The 15,151-nt window shown below is 28.4% G+C and carries 12 protein-coding genes, 1 tRNA gene and 1 pseudogene; 6 read left to right on the top strand and 8 right to left on the bottom strand.

Annotated elements, in window-relative coordinates; all coding sequences use genetic code 11:
• Positions 1 to 9: 9 nt before the first annotated feature.
• The 6 genes and pseudogenes from argC to I2E98_RS07480 form a co-directional block, all read right to left on the bottom strand.
• Entirely contained in the window at positions 10 to 1,044 is a 1,035-nt protein-coding gene (argC, locus tag I2E98_RS07500; RefSeq protein WP_195468331.1) for an N-acetyl-gamma-glutamyl-phosphate reductase, read from the bottom strand.
• Positions 1,032 to 2,432 carry an argininosuccinate lyase gene (gene argH / locus I2E98_RS07495; RefSeq protein WP_195468330.1) on the bottom strand — a complete coding sequence of 467 codons (1,401 nt, stop codon included), beginning with the start codon at positions 2,430 to 2,432 and terminating at the stop codon, positions 1,032 to 1,034. The genes argC and argH overlap by 13 nt, the downstream gene beginning before the upstream one ends.
• A 1-nt stretch (position 2,433) precedes the next feature.
• Positions 2,434 to 3,657, bottom strand: coding sequence for an argininosuccinate synthase (locus I2E98_RS07490; RefSeq protein ID WP_195468329.1), 1,224 nt, complete (start codon positions 3,655 to 3,657; stop codon positions 2,434 to 2,436).
• 373 nt (positions 3,658 to 4,030) lie between these two features.
• Positions 4,031 to 4,411 (bottom strand): DUF4363 family protein, encoded by a 381-nt coding sequence (locus I2E98_RS07485; RefSeq protein WP_195468328.1) that lies wholly within the window; start codon positions 4,409 to 4,411, stop codon positions 4,031 to 4,033.
• Complete coding sequence (locus tag I2E98_RS16315; RefSeq protein ID WP_347708023.1) at positions 4,408 to 4,605, bottom strand: YetF domain-containing protein; 198 nt, start codon at positions 4,603 to 4,605, stop codon at positions 4,408 to 4,410. The genes I2E98_RS07485 and I2E98_RS16315 overlap by 4 nt, the downstream gene beginning before the upstream one ends.
• A 246-nt stretch (positions 4,606 to 4,851) precedes the next feature.
• A pseudogene (locus I2E98_RS07480) lies at positions 4,852 to 5,283 on the bottom strand (YetF domain-containing protein); the annotation flags it as partial.
• A gap of 523 nt (positions 5,284 to 5,806) precedes the next feature.
• Between I2E98_RS07480 and I2E98_RS07475 the strand changes: the two are divergent.
• The 4 genes from I2E98_RS07475 (at position 5,807) to I2E98_RS07460 (ending at position 10,648) form a co-directional block, all read left to right on the top strand.
• Entirely contained in the window at positions 5,807 to 7,303 is a 1,497-nt protein-coding gene (locus I2E98_RS07475; RefSeq protein WP_195468327.1) for a nucleoside kinase, read from the top strand.
• 306 nt (positions 7,304 to 7,609) lie between these two features.
• Entirely contained in the window at positions 7,610 to 8,287 is a 678-nt protein-coding gene (gene sdaAB / locus I2E98_RS07470; protein WP_195468326.1) for an L-serine ammonia-lyase, iron-sulfur-dependent subunit beta, read from the top strand.
• Between the two features lies 1 nt (position 8,288).
• Positions 8,289 to 9,167 (top strand): L-serine ammonia-lyase, iron-sulfur-dependent, subunit alpha, encoded by an 879-nt coding sequence (gene sdaAA / locus I2E98_RS07465; protein WP_195468325.1) that lies wholly within the window; start codon positions 8,289 to 8,291, stop codon positions 9,165 to 9,167.
• Between the two features lie 647 nt (positions 9,168 to 9,814).
• Positions 9,815 to 10,648, top strand: coding sequence for a hydroxyethylthiazole kinase (locus I2E98_RS07460; protein ID WP_195468324.1), 834 nt, complete (start codon positions 9,815 to 9,817; stop codon positions 10,646 to 10,648).
• A gap of 43 nt (positions 10,649 to 10,691) precedes the next feature.
• On the opposite strand, the gene fba is transcribed toward I2E98_RS07460, so the two are convergent.
• A complete protein-coding gene (gene fba, locus I2E98_RS07455; protein WP_195468323.1) occupies positions 10,692 to 11,555 on the bottom strand; it encodes a class II fructose-1,6-bisphosphate aldolase in 864 nt (287 codons plus the stop codon).
• A gap of 384 nt (positions 11,556 to 11,939) precedes the next feature.
• Between fba and I2E98_RS07450 the strand changes: the two genes are divergently transcribed.
• Positions 11,940 to 12,776 (top strand): PHP domain-containing protein, encoded by an 837-nt coding sequence (locus I2E98_RS07450; RefSeq protein WP_195468322.1) that lies wholly within the window; start codon positions 11,940 to 11,942, stop codon positions 12,774 to 12,776.
• Between the two features lie 141 nt (positions 12,777 to 12,917).
• The gene (locus I2E98_RS07445; RefSeq protein WP_195468321.1) at positions 12,918 to 14,882 is read left to right on the top strand and encodes a HAMP domain-containing sensor histidine kinase; all 1,965 of its coding nucleotides are present in this window, start codon (positions 12,918 to 12,920) and stop codon (positions 14,880 to 14,882) included.
• Positions 14,883 to 14,944: 62 nt separating this feature from the next.
• Here I2E98_RS07445 and I2E98_RS07440 read toward each other — a convergent pair.
• Positions 14,945 to 15,031: transfer RNA gene (locus I2E98_RS07440), tRNA-Leu, on the bottom strand.
• Positions 15,032 to 15,151: the final 120 nt, after the last annotated feature.

Below are 15,151 nucleotides of genomic sequence, written 5' to 3'. Positions count from 1 at the left end.
ATCCTTTATTTAAAAGCTTGGAGCTATTAATTTAAGTCCAGTATTTTGTGGTAAGCCAAGTAATAGATTCATATTTTGAATGGCTTGTCCTGCAGCTCCTTTAACCATATTATCTATAACACTAACAATTATTAGTTTGTTTTTTCTATAATTTTGATGAATAGAAATATGACAATTATTTGTATATTTAACGTGTTTTATTTCAGCAGTTTGTCCTAATGGTAATACATGGACAAATTCTTCATTTTCATATTGTTTTTTATATATTTTATGAATTTCTTCTAGGGTAAGTTGATCTTTAGGTTGGCAGTAAATTGTAGAAAGTATTCCTCTATTTACAGGTAATAGGTGAGGAGTAAATGTTACTTCTACATTTTCATTTGCCATATATGATAGGGTTTGTTCAATTTCAGGTGTATGTCTGTGACTACCAATACCGTATGCAGCAAAATTTTCATTGGCTTCTGCAAAGTGAGTCTTTAAGGAAAGTCCTCTTCCAGCACCAGTAATTCCTGATTTTGAATCACAAATTATATTTTTAGTATTAATTAAGTTATTTTTTAATAGTGGCATAAGTCCAAGTGAAATACTTGTTGGATAACATCCAGGATTAGCAACTATATTAAATTTTTTAATTCTAGAACCATTAAACTCTGGTAGTCCATATATACTATTCTTATGAATATCTTTGAAGGTAAATTTTTTACCATACCATTCTTCATAAGAATCTTCACATTCTAATCTAAAATCAGCCCCAAGATCTATTACTTTTTTATTTTTGCTTATTGCTTTAACTGCTATTTCTTCACTTAAACCATGAGGAAGAGCAGTAAATATAACATCACATTTATCAATAACATCACTTTTATCTTCGCATACTAGAGTTGTTTTATTGAAAAAACTTTTATATACAGAACTTATCTCCTCATCTTTAAAAGTAGAGGAGGAGATAGCGGTAACTGTAACCTTATCATGATTAAGTAAAAGTCTTAACAATTCAACTCCAACGTATCCTGTCGCCCCAATAATTCCTACTTTAAACATGATAAATTCTCCTTATTTTCTTTTATAAATTTTTTTAAAACTTCAATTTGCATTTTAACTGATAAAGAGCTAGGCCCCCCAATAACACTTCGTTCTTCAACACAAGTTAATAGGTCTATTGCATTATATATATCTTCTTCAAAAATAGGAGAGAAGTTTTTAAACTCTTCCATACTTAAATCATCTATAGCAATATCTTTATCAATACAATAAAGAACTATTTTACCTACAATTTCATGAGCATTTCTAAATGCCATACCTTTTTTAACAAGATAATCAGCAACATCAGTAGCATTTGTAAATCCACCAGATGCAGATTTTTTCATATTAGCTTTTTTAACTTTCATAGTTTTAATCATTCCATTAAAGGTTTGAAGTGAAAGAAGAGCAGTATCTAATCCATCAAATAATGCCTCTTTATCTTCTTGCATATCTTTATTGTAAGCTAGAGGAATACCTTTCATAACTGTAAGTAAAGTCATTAAGTCTCCATAAACTCTTCCTGTTTTTCCTCTAACTAATTCTGCAACATCAGGGTTTTTCTTTTGAGGCATTATACTACTTCCTGTACTGTAACTATCATCAAGTTCTATAAAGTTAAACTCGCCAGTACACCATAGTATAATTTCTTCTGAGAATCTTGATAAGTGCATCATTATTAATGAAAGTGCAGATAAAGTTTCTATAGCATAATCTCTATCTGAAACAGAATCTAAACTATTAAGTGTTATTTTAGAAAAGCCAAGCTCAGATGCTACAAACTCTCTATCGATAGGGTATGTAGATGTTGCTAAAGCACCACTTCCAAGCGGCATTTCATCAAGTCTTTTATAGGAATCGAAAAGTCTTCCTATATCTCTTTTAAACATTTCACAATATGCTAAGATATGATGTGCAAAAGTAATTGGTTGAGCCTTTTGCATATGGGTATACCCTGGCATAATAGTATTAATATTTTCATTGGCCTTTTCAAGTAAGGTTTCATGAAGTTTTAATATTTCATTTATTATAATTTTGATATATTTCTTTAGATAAAGTTTAGTATCTAAAGTAACTTGATCGTTTCTGCTTCTACCGGTATGAAGTTTTTTACCTTCATCGCCAATATAGTAAGTTAATATACTTTCAACAAAGCTGTGAATATCTTCAGCATCTTTATCTATTTCTATAGTTCCACTGTTAATTCTTATTAATATTTCTTTTAAGCCTTCAACTATTTTTTTGCTATCCTCTGATGGGATAATTCCTTGCTTTCCAAGCATTTTAACATGAGCAAGGCTTCCTTCGATATCTTCCTTATACATTCTTGAATCAATTGAAATTGAGGAGTTAAAGGTATTAACTAACTCATTAACTCCTTCAGTAAATCTTCCGCCCCAAAGCTTCATATTACTTACCCGGTTTCTTTAAAGAATTTTTCATCTTTGAATTTACTACTGTTGGTAAACCATAAAGATTAATGAATCCTTCAGAATCCTTTTGATTATATACGCCATCTTCACCAAAAGTAGCATATTCTTCGCTGTATAATGAATAAGGAGATGTCATACCGGCATTAATAATATTACCTTTATATAGTTTAAGCTTAACTTCACCTGTAACAGTTTCTTGAGTTTTATCAACAAAAGCTGAAAGACTTTCTCTAAGTGGAGTGAACCATTCACCGTTATAAACTAAATCAGCAAATTTTAATGCAATTGATTGTTTAAAGTGATGAGTTGCCTTATCTAAACAAAGTTCTTCTAAATCAGCATGAGCTTTGTAAAGAATAGTTCCACCTGGAGTTTCGTAAACACCTCTTGATTTCATACCAACAAGTCTATTTTCTACCATGTCCATAATACCAATGGCATTTTCTCCACCAATTTTATTTAATTCTTCAATTAACTTAACACCATCCATTTTTTGGCCGTTAAGGGCAACTGGTATACCTTTTTCAAAAGTTAAAGTAATATAAGTTGCTTCGTTAGGTGCATTTTCTAAAGTGTTGCAAAGTTCTAATATCTTATCATATTTAGGTTCATTTTCAGGGAATTCTAAATCTAAACCTTCATGACTTAAATGCCATAAATTTTTATCTTTACTATAGTTAGTTTCATAAGTAATTTTTATTGGAATTTCTCTATCTAAAGCATATTGAATTTCTTCTTCACGAGATTTAATATCCCAGATTCTCCATGGTGCTATAATTGGCATTTCAGGTGCAAAGTTTTTAACTGCAAGTTCAAAACGAACTTGGTCATTTCCTTTACCAGTACAACCATGACAAATTGCATCAGCCCCTTCTTTTTTTGCAATTTCTACAAGTCTTTTTCCTATTAAAGGTCTAGCAAAAGAAGTTCCTAATAAATATTTACCTTCATAGACAGCTCCAGCTTGAAGTGTAGGGAAGATATAATCGTAAACAAATTCCTTTGTTAAATCTTCAATATAAATTTTTGATGCTCCAGTTTTTAATGCTTTTTCTTCTAAACCTTCTAGCTCATCAGCTTGTCCAACATTACCAACTACTGCGATAACTTCGCAACCATAAGTTTCTTTAAGCCATGAAATTATAATTGATGTATCTAAACCTCCTGAATAAGCTAAGACTACTTTATTAAATTTTTTCATATATAAAAGCCCCCTTTAAATTAGTTAGGAGTTAGTAGGGTGAAATTATTAGTTTAGTAAAAACTCAGAGACAAGTTTACTTCAAATTTGCCTCTAAACTTATAATGTATAACGTAACGCTACTGACTACCTATTATTTCTATAATTTGGTATAATTACTTTATGTTTATAATTATACAAAACTATGTATAAATATTCAATAGTTAATTTAAAATTTGTATAAAATAACAATGTTTAGTATATAAAGCAAGGCGAATGAGTGTGCTAAGCAAATAGATAAAAATGTTTATGCAAAAATAAAGTGATTTATGCATAAATATAATTGAGAATGTAAAAATGTAAGCAAAAGAAATTATATCTTTTGCTTACTGTTTTAAAAAATGTTTTCCATTTTGGGAACTTGGAGTTCTTTCATGTGTTCAGTACTATATTTTAATAAATGAAGAGAGGCTTCAGCTTCGCTAGAATCATCTTTTTCAATATATACAGTTAATTTTAAAGCTTCATTTAACATTACGTCATAATCTACATGATTTATATAGATGGCAGCAATCTTACCTTTATCTTGAATTAGATTAAAAATTTCCATAGCATTTTCAAAATTTTCTTCTTTAGTAGAATAATTTAAGCTTTCTTCCATTTCATCACACATTTCTATAACGTCAGAGCAAAGATTTTTAAAGCTTATATCGGTATAAGTTAGAAAGCCTAATAATAATACAAATAGAAAAATAGAAAATAATGAGTTTTTCATTTTTTAGCTCCTTTGTCTTTTTCGTTTTTATCATATAATTGATAAAAAAATTCTCCTTGAGTATCAATCATGGCAATTAAAACATCTTTAATTGAATCAATATGATATTTTTTTAATTCATGTTCAATCCAATTTTTATTTTTACCGCTAGTAGTAAGGGCGTTTTTATTAACGTGACCATCTAATACATAAATTATAGGTAGTTTAGGTGGTTTAGTAGAATTATTATTGTCAGAACTATTAGAAGAAGTAGAGCTAGCAGAGTTACTTTTTTTATTATTTTTAGAAGAACTTTCGCTTCCAGAAGCATTACTATTAGTATTTTGACTACAACTAGAGTTACTTTGAGAAGATGGTGAATTTGGGCTTCCTGATGATAAAGGTTGTGTACTAGAGTCACAAGAAGTATTACAAGAACCACCACTACTACTTTGAGAGGTTAAAAATGATAGTTGACCATTATTTTCTAAAATAGCATATTGAATTTCATTTAAATCAAAATAGCCCGAAAGCCTAAGTTCTTCCATAAGTTCATCTAAATTAATTTGTTGTCTTTTTAGAGCTTGGTAGTTTATTTTACCTTTACAAACTAGAATACAAGGTTCACCTTCTAATATTTTTCTAGTAAACTGACTTTTAAGTTGTAATTGAGTTAGTATTGTTTTAATAAACAATAAAGTAATAATTGGAATAATACCAAGAATTAAAGGTAACCTAGTATCTTGCATTGGAAGAGCAGCTAAGTCAGATATCATTATTGTTATAACAAATTCATATGGTTGTAATTCTCCAATTTGCCTCTTCCCCATTAATCTCATTACAAGTATTACTAGAAAATATAAAAATATAGTTCTTATTAGAACAATGAACATAATTAAATCACCTCTAATTAAGTATTTGTATAAAAAATACTTTTATTCTAACTGAGAGTCCAAATTTTATATTTGGTTACTCGAAGTTACTCATTCGACGTTAGGAGAAGGAGTTTCCTTTCAAAGAATAATATTAGTCCAAATTTTATATTTGGTTACTCGAAGTTGCCTGAAACTCCAAATTTAAATTTGGCCAGTTGAAGGTACACTTTAGTGTACTCATTCGACGTTAGGAGAAGGAGTTTCCTTTGAAAGAATAATATTAGTCCAAATTTTATATTTAGTCACTCGAAGTTGCCTAAAACTCCAAATTCAAATTTCACTACGAATTTTAGAATAATAGTGATTTTAATTGATAAATTAATCGATAAAATAATAGAATAATTTTTAAAGCAGTATATAATAAGAGTATAAAGGATTAATTAAAAAAACTTATAATGAAACAAAATTTCGCACTGATTTTTATAATATGATTTTTTAATTAAGCAATGGTATTATAAGGGTTTAGAAGGGTGGAGTAAGGATGAAAGAAAATATTAATTTAGTAAATAATAAGAATGAATCTATTGAGAGTGATTATACTAGAACATTACAGTTTATTTTTATTAAAGCAACCTTGGATTTATTTCCAAATGCAAAAATAACAATTCAACATAGTGTCGGTAAGGGAATATTTGGAGAAGTATTTAAAGAAAGAGATCTTAATGTAAAAGATATAGAAGATATAAAAGTAAAAATGAAAGAATTAATAGATAAGGATTTACCTATTAATAAAATTAAGGTAACAAAAGAAGAAGCAATTAATATTTTTAAATCTTATAATATGAATGATAAAGTGCTTTTATTAGAACAAATGGATTTTAAAACAGTTAATTTATATGAATTAGATGGAAGATATGATTATTTTTATGGCCATATGACTAAAAGAACAAGTGATATAAAAGCTTTTGATTTGATTTATTATGAAAATGGATTTATATTAAGAAGACCAAATGATTATCAAACTTTTACATTATCAGAGTTTGTAGAACAAAGGAAAATGACTAAAATATTTAGAGAAACTGAAAAATGGTTAGATATTTTAGAGGTAGGAAATGTTGGAGCATTGAATGATAAAATTGATAAAGGCGAATTAATTAATTTAGTAATGATTTCTGAAGCTTTACATGAAAAGAAAATTGCAGAAATTGCAGATAAAATTAGTTCAAAAAATGAGGTTAAATTAATATTAATAGCAGGGCCAAGTTCTTCAGGAAAAACAACATTTGCTAATAGATTAGGAATTCAATTAAGAGTTAATGGTATTACACCAGTTCCAATATCTTTAGATGATTATTTTGTAAATAGGGATCAAACACCAATAGATGAAGATGGAGAATATGATTTTGAAACTATTGGTTCAGTAGATACAGAATTATTTAATAAACATTTAAATTTAATATTACAAGGTGAAGAAGTTGAAATACCAGAGTTTAACTTTATAAAAGGAGAGAGAGAATGGTTAGGTAAGAAAGTTAAATTACATGCCAATGGGGTTATCATAGTGGAAGGAATTCATGGATTAAATCCTATATTAACATCTCATATTGATGAAAAATATAAATTTAGAATCTATATTTCAGCATTAACTCAATTAAATTTAGATAATCATAATAGAATAACTACTACTGATGTAAGAAAAATTAGAAGAATTGTAAGAGATCAATTATCAAGAGGACATGGGGCAGAAGATACTTTAAAGATGTGGCATAAGATAAAAAGAGGTGAGCAAAAAAATATTTTCGTTTATCAAGAGGAAGCAGACGTAATGTTCAATTCCACTTTAGTTTATGAGTTATGTGTATTAAAGAAATATGCACTTCAAGAGCTTGATAAAATTAAAGAAGATAGTATAGTTTATGATGAAGCTAAAAGGTTAAAGGGATTATTAAACTTCTTTAGAGAAATTGATAAAGATATAGTTCCGCAAAACTCAATTTTAAGAGAATTTATTGGAGGAAGCATTTTTTATAAATATTAAAACATTTGGCATTACATGGGGAGAAGAAATGAAATATTTATTTTCCGGGAACATTAAAATTCTACGGTTCAATTTTAATGTTCTTTCCAAATTAATATTTCATTTTTTTCTCCATGTATCTGCTTATAACGCTATCCTTATAGTTAATGTTTTGTGCTATAAATTATTATGAGAGGATAGTTAGTTTTTATATTAATATTATTAGGTTATTTAAAAAAATATATATAATCAATTTTTCATCATCATAGTATCTAAGCTATAGAGAGTAATTTAGTTACTTAACATAATAAATTTGGAGGTTACATAATGAAAAGTGTAGGAGTTTTTGACATATTAGGGCCTATAATGGTTGGTCCATCATCATCTCATACAGCAGGTGCTGCAAGACTTGGAAAGGTTGCAAGAGCTGTTGCAGGAGCAGATATAGAAGATGTAACATTTTATTTGCATGGATCATTTGCTAAAACATATAAAGGTCATGGAACTGATAGAGCATTAGTTGCCGGGATATTAGGAATGGAGCCAAGTGATTTAAGACTTAGAGATTCTTTAGAGATAGCTAAAGAAATGGGGCTAAAAATAAGATTTAGAGAAGCAGATTTAGGTGATGTTCATCCTAATACTGTTGAATTTGTTATAAAGGGAAAAGAAGGTACATATGAGCTTATAGGCTCGTCTATTGGAGGGGGAAGTATAGAGGTTACTTCTGTTAATGGAAATTCAGTTAACTTTACTGGAGCGTATCCTACTATTATTATTTCAAACAGAGATGTTCCAGGAGTAGTATCTAAAGTAACATCAATACTTTATGATAATGATATAAATATTGCTTTTATGAAAGTATTTAGAAATCAAAAGGGTAGAGATGCAACAATGGTATTTGAAGTCGATCATGAAGTTACAGCAGAAATAATAGGTAATGTTAAAGCAATTGAAGGTATAAATAAAGTAATAATGATTAATCCAATTAAGGACGGTGAATAGTATGCTAGCAAGATCTGGTGAAGAGTTATTAAGAATATGTGAAGAGGAAAATATATCTTTAAGCGAATATGCCATAAGAGTTGAAATGGAAGATAAGGGATTATCTAGAGAAGAAGTATATGAGAAGATGGCTAAAAATTTAAAGGTAATGAAGGATGGAGCTACTGAAGGTAGAGAAAAAGAGGTATATTCATTAAGTGGTCTTATTGGTGGAGATGGATATAAGATTCAAAAGTATTTAGAAAAAGGAGATACTTTAACTGGAGATGTAACTGTAAAAGCTATGGCCATGGCATTATCATCATCAGAAGTTAATGCAGGTATGGGAAGAATAGTAGCATGTCCAACAGCAGGATCTTGTGGGATATTACCGGCTGTAATTTTATCAGCAGGTGAGAAGTTAGGAAAAACAGATGAAGAACTTATAGATGGATTATTTGCTTCAGCAGCAGTAGGTATGATAATTGGAATGAATGCTACACTTTCAGGAGCAGAAGGTGGATGTCAAGCTGAATGTGGATCAGCAGCAGCTATGGGATCAGCAGCAGTTGTTGAAATGATGGGTGGAACTCCTAGAATGAGTTTAGATGCAGCTGCTATAGTTATGAAGAATATTCTTGGGCTTGTTTGTGACCCAGTAGCAGGTCTTGTTGAAATACCATGTGCAAAAAGAAATGCAGCAGGAGCTATAAGTGCACTTTGTACAGCAGATATGGTTATGGCTGGAGTAAGTAGTAAAATACCTTTTGATGACACTGTTTCAGCAATGTATAAGATAGGAAAGAGTCTTCCTGCATCACTTAGAGAAACAGCAATGGGTGGAGTTGCTGTAACAAAAGCAGGACTTGAGCTTCGTAAAAAAGTCTTTGGTGAAGAATAGAATAAAATTGTTCGTCACGTGGAGCCGAAAAATTAATGATATAACCTCCAGGAATTGTGTAATTTGCGTTAAGAATTTATATTGTTTTTTCCAGAAAAAGAGCTAAAGCTTCGAAAGTCACTTTGTTCCCTCAGCTTATTAACGCTCTTTTTCTTCCAAAAACAATTAAATTCTAAAACTTAATTACAATATTCCTTCCGATAATATCATTAATATTTTCTCTTCCACTTGCTGAACTGCAATGACACCTTAAAAGTTAACGACTTGTCATACAGTATGTAGCAAAAGACATTAACTGTAAAGGTGTGTTATGTTATAGATAGTTACGTGAAAAAAAGAAAAAATGAAATATTAATTGGGAAGGACCATTGAAATTAAGCCGTAGAATTTAATAATTGATGGAGTAAAGTTGCGTAAAGAAGTTTTTACTGTTTGAGCGAATAGCGAGTTTAAAAACTTTAGCAAACTTTACGGAATCAATTATATAAATTCTAGGTGAAAATTTCACCGTTACTGGAAAATAAATATTTCATTTTTTCGCTTCCACGTAACGAACAATTTAGTTATATTGTGCACATTGTAGATTTTGTCGAATATTATATTGGTGGGCAAAGGTTGCACTATAGATAATAAAGTGAGGAAGAGCTATGAGGCTTAATGAGGAGTCTATAAAATATATATTAGACTTGCAAAAGAGTATGCTACCTCTTATTTATTGCTGTGCTAATAATGAAAGATTACGTACTTTAGAAGCTTCGATTAATCATTATAATGGCAGATTAAGTTATAAAAATAGCGAACAATACGAAGAGCTTGATTCAATAAATACATTACTGATTTTTTTAGATGAAATAAATTCACAAGGTGTATTAGATATAGAAAAAGCTTTGATAGCTATGAATAAAAGAGAGATAGTATTATTAGAAGCCAATGGAATAGATTCGTTAATTAACAAAAGAAATTTAGCATTAAGTATTACCAATAGATATGATATTAATGTTATTAAAGGAACAAAGAGTGAAATAGAAACTTTGATAAAATTTCAAGAGAATGTTGAAGAAAATAGTATAAATGATGAAAATGATAAATGTAGATTTAGAAATTTTTCAAAGAGAAATAATAGTGTAATAATTATAAAAGATGATAATTATTATATAACCGATGGATACAGCGAATTTATCATAAAAAATAATAGTAATGATAATGATTTATATGATAAAGATGTATTAGATGATATATATACAGGAATGATAGCTGTTAGCATTGGAGTATGCAAAAATAAAAGTGAAATAGTTCAAGCAATATTAATTGCAACAATAGCTTTTTACATTGGAGAAAAAAGAGCTTTAAAAAACTTTGTAAGTGGTAAGAATACTGATAGTAAAAATATAGAAGTCTATATATTAGATGAGATATATAAAATTGATATAGATAAAATAAAATCATATGGAGATATATATTATTGTTTTAAAAGAGGTTAAATATAAAAAGAGCACATTTGTGCTCTTTTTATATTTAAAGGAATTAAGCTTTATTGATTGATCCGAATAATTCCATTTTTTCTTTAACTGTAGCTTTGATAGCTTCGAATCCAGGATTTAATAATTTTCTTGGGTCAAATCCTTTTCCTTCTTTATCTTTTCCAGCTTCGATGTAAGCTCTTGTAGCTTCTTGGAATGCTAATTGACATTCTGTGTTAACGTTGATTTTAGAAACTCCTAAAGATATAGCTTTCTTGATCATATCTTCTGGGATTCCAGTTCCACCGTGTAATACTAATGGCATGTTTCCGCAAGCTGCGTTGATTTCTTCTAAAGCATCAAAAGCAAGTCCTTGCCAGTTTTCTGGGTATTTTCCGTGAATGTTTCCGATACCAGCAGCTAACATAGTAACTCCTAAGTCAGCGATTGATTTACATTCTTGAGCATCAGCAACTTCACCTTTACCAACAACTCCGTCTTCTTCTCCACCGATTGATCCAACTTCTGCTTCTAAAGATAATCCTTTTTCAGAAGTAACTTTTACTAATTCAGTAGTCTTTTCGATGTTTTCAGCGATTGGGTAGTGAGATCCATCAAACATAACTGATGAGAATCCAGCTTCCATAGCTTTGTAGCATCCTTCGTAGCTACCGTGGTCTAAGTGTAGAGCAACTGGTACAGTGATGTTTAATTCTTCTAACATACCGTTAACCATTCCTACGATAGTTTTGTATCCGCACATATATTTTCCAGCACCTTCAGATACTCCTAAGATTACTGGTGAGTTATTTTCTTGTGCAGTTAATAAAATAGCTTTAGTCCATTCTAAGTTATTGATGTTGAATTGACCAACAGCATATTTTCCTTCTCTTGCTTTGTTTAACATTTCTTTAGCTGAAACTAACATGGCAATACCTCCGTACATTTTAAAATATTATAGAGAATTCGTTAAGTTTTACTTAATGTTATAAAATTAACAATTATGTATATCAATTTATTCTCCATTGGTTATTATACCTTAAAATAATAAGAATGAAAACAAAAAAATAAGTAAATTAACTTTAAGCCTAGAAAAGATAATTTATTTTAATTATGATATTTATTATAAAATGAAAATAAATTAAAAAATATGATATGATAATATTATTAGATAAGTACCTTTTTATAAGAGAAAATATGTGGTTTAAATTGATTAAATTGCTAAGTAGGTATATTAAACTAATTAAAGCTTATATTAAGATTATTAGTTTAAATTTATTTAATAAATATTTTTAAAACTAAGGAGGAAAATATGTTAACAGATTTACATATACATAGTTATTATTCTGATGGAACAATGTCACCACAAGAAATAGTAAGGGATGCTAAAAATAAGAACGTAGGAATTATCTCAGTAACTGATCATGATGTTTTAGATTCATATGAAGAAGTAAAAATCGAAGCTGAAAAAGAAGGTATTACTCTAATAAGAGGAGTTGAAATAGATTCAATATTTGAGGGGCACTTAGTGCATCTATTAGCATATAAGTTTAATGATAATGAGAATTTCTTTAAGTTAGTAAACAAAGCTAAAGAAAATTTATTAGAAACAAGTGTAGAGCTTATAAGAAGAATGGAAAAAGATTATGAAAATATATCTTTAGAAGATTATAATTCTTATGAATATGATAGAAGAAAAGGTGGATGGAAGGGAATACATTATTTATTTGATAAAGGTATTACAGAAGGCCTTTTTGATGGAATGAAGTTTTATGGAAAATATGAGTGTGGACATGAAAAGTTTGATTTTCCGAGTGTAAAAGAGGTTTGTGATATTACTCATGAGGCTGGAGGATATGTAGTATTAGCGCATCCTTGTAATTATTATAAAGATAAAACTAAAGAGGAAATAATAGAAAAACTTGAAATCCTAAAAGAATTAGGTGTTGATGGAGTTGAATGTTATTACCCTGCAAATAGTGATTTAATGACAGAAACATGTTTAGAATTCTGTAAAGAAAATAACATGATAATAACAGCAGGCTCTGATGGACATGGTGATTTTGGTGCTGTAAGTAAGGGCGTAGAGTATTATATAGGTGCAATTAATAAGGATAGCAGTTTATTAAATATTGAAAAATTACTTTAATTAATAAATAAGTTGAAGATAGAATGTTGATTTTGAAATTAATATTCTATCTTTTTTTTGTAAAGAACATTAGTAAAATTTAATATTTTTTTAATAAATACACAATATATAAAGAGATGTTAAAAAGTAGGAGAAAACCATATGAATAAAAAAAGTGTTTTAGTTTTTTTAATTACGATTTTATATGTTTTTATAGGTATGGATTATAGTAAGTGTTATTGCGACGATGTAAGTGGAGGAAAGAAAGTTCTTATAATAGGATCATATTCTCCGGCTAATAAGTGGGAAAGTTCTATATTACAGGGATTTGAGAACAGTAATGATAGGTATATAGCGAAAACTGAATTTTTAGATAGTAAAGTTTTAGAATCTAAAGAATATGATGAGGGCTTTATTAACTTTTTAAATGTTAAATATAAGGATTCAAATATTGAATATATAATTACTTTAGATGATGAAGCTTTTCAATTAGTTAGAAAAAATTTATTTAATGAGAATTTATTTATTTATAAGAAAAAAGTTATTTATGTAGGGATAAATGAAACTATATTTTTAACCAAAGATGAAAATGAATATATTACTGGAATATTAGAGTATCAATATAATTTACCTATAGTAAATACAATTTTAGAGGCTAGTAAAGAGGTTTCAGATATATATTTAATTTTAGATAATAGTATTTATTGTAATACTATTAAGGAAGAGTTTTCAAAAATTATTGATAAATCAGAAAAGCCATTTAATTATCATATTATTCAAGAAACACATTTTAAAGATGTTAAAGAGAAATGTAAGGAAATAGAAGATAAACGTTGTGCGATATATTTATGCGGGACATTTAAAGATTCCAATAAAACAGATCTAGTTCAACCAGAGGATGTTATAAATGGAATTAAAGAAGTAACTAAGGCTCCTATTTATACGAAATTAGAAGAATATGTTTATGCTGGAGCAGTAGGGGGGATAGTTAATGATGGTTATAAGTTAGGAGAAGTAACATATACACTTTTGAATAATATTGTAGAAGAAAGTTTTGCCTATAATGTAGTACCTGTACGTAATACATTTAGTATACCAATTTTTAATTATGATGCTATTTTAGAATATGATATTAATCCTTTAAGATTACCACAAAATAGTAAGTTTATTAATAAAAATATATTTGATCTATTACTTCCTAAATATTTACTTATAATAGTATGGACATTAGTTTTATTAGCCATAGTTGGTATAGTATTTTTAATTTATTTATTTATTAAAAATACAAAAATAGCCAGAGAAAATAAATTGCTATTAATAGAATCGATGGAAAGAGAAAAAATAAAAACTGATTTTATTGTTACAATATCCCATGAACTTAGAACACCTTTAAATATAATAATAAATGCTACTAATTTATTAAAAATAAAATTGGAAAAAGGAGAGTTTAATGCATGTTTTTTTACTGAAAGATTAAATTATATAATGAAAAATGCTAATAGATTGCGTAGATATATTAATAATTTAATTGATGTAAGTAAATTAGAAATGGGATATATGGATGCTAATTTTACAAATGAGAATATAGTAGAAGTAGTTGAAGATATAACATTAACTATTGTAGATTTAGCCCAAATTTATAACTTAAATGTAATTTTCGATACGGAAGAAGAAGAAATAATTACAGCTATAGATAAGGGGGAAATAGAAAGAATTATATTAAATTTATTATCTAATGCTATAAAATTTACGAATGATGGTGGAAATATAATGGTTTTAGTAAAGAGAGAGACTAATAATGTTGTTATAGAAATTAGTGATGATGGTATTGGAATGGAAGAGGAAATGAAAGAACATGTTTTTGAAAAGTTCAAAAGAGCAGATTTTAATGGAGGCCTTAATAGACAAAATGAGGGAAGTGGTTTAGGGCTATTTATTGTAAAAGGGTTAATAGATTTACATAATGGAAATATAGATGTAAAGAGTAAGCTTAATGAGGGAACTACATTTATAATTACATTACCAATAAGAACTGTAGCAGATGAAGAGGAAGAAAATTTAATAGGGGATTCATCTTTAAAATATATGTTTGAAATGGAGTTTTCTGATATTAATAAAAAAGAATAAAAGTATATAAAGAAATTTAGAATTTATAGTAAAAAAAGACTGTATAATTTATACAGTCTTTTTGGTGCTGAAGACCGGAATCGAACCGGTACGGTATCGCTACCGCAGGATTTTAAGTCCTGTGCGTCTGCCTGTTCCGCCACTTCAGCAGGCAAGATTTATTTTAATATGACATTAAGAATAAGTCAATAGAAAAATTAAAAAAAATAAAAAAATATGTAATAGTAGTGAAAAAGGTGATAATATAAAAGAAATATATTTATGGAAAT

Source organism: Clostridium sp. D43t1_170807_H7 (assembly GCF_015555905.1).
Lineage (GTDB): Bacteria > Bacillota > Clostridia > Clostridiales > Clostridiaceae > Clostridium.
Note: the sequence above shows the minus strand (reverse complement) of the source record. Positions and strands in the feature narration are given on the sequence as shown.

Coding starts and splice junctions, on each gene's coding strand:
- I2E98_RS07445 (WP_195468321.1), top strand. CDS start 12,918: ATGAATAAAAAAAGTGTTTTAGTTTTTTTAATTACGATTTTATATGTT.
- I2E98_RS07485 (WP_195468328.1), bottom strand. CDS start 4,411: ATGAAAAACTCATTATTTTCTATTTTTCTATTTGTATTATTATTAGGC.
- fba (WP_195468323.1), bottom strand. CDS start 11,555: ATGTTAGTTTCAGCTAAAGAAATGTTAAACAAAGCAAGAGAAGGAAAA.
- argH (WP_195468330.1), bottom strand. CDS start 2,432: ATGAAGCTTTGGGGCGGAAGATTTACTGAAGGAGTTAATGAGTTAGTT.
- I2E98_RS07460 (WP_195468324.1), top strand. CDS start 9,815: ATGAGGCTTAATGAGGAGTCTATAAAATATATATTAGACTTGCAAAAG.
- I2E98_RS07490 (WP_195468329.1), bottom strand. CDS start 3,657: ATGAAAAAATTTAATAAAGTAGTCTTAGCTTATTCAGGAGGTTTAGAT.
- sdaAA (WP_195468325.1), top strand. CDS start 8,289: ATGCTAGCAAGATCTGGTGAAGAGTTATTAAGAATATGTGAAGAGGAA.
- argC (WP_195468331.1), bottom strand. CDS start 1,044: ATGTTTAAAGTAGGAATTATTGGGGCGACAGGATACGTTGGAGTTGAA.
- I2E98_RS07450 (WP_195468322.1), top strand. CDS start 11,940: ATGTTAACAGATTTACATATACATAGTTATTATTCTGATGGAACAATG.
- I2E98_RS07475 (WP_195468327.1), top strand. CDS start 5,807: ATGAAAGAAAATATTAATTTAGTAAATAATAAGAATGAATCTATTGAG.
- sdaAB (WP_195468326.1), top strand. CDS start 7,610: ATGAAAAGTGTAGGAGTTTTTGACATATTAGGGCCTATAATGGTTGGT.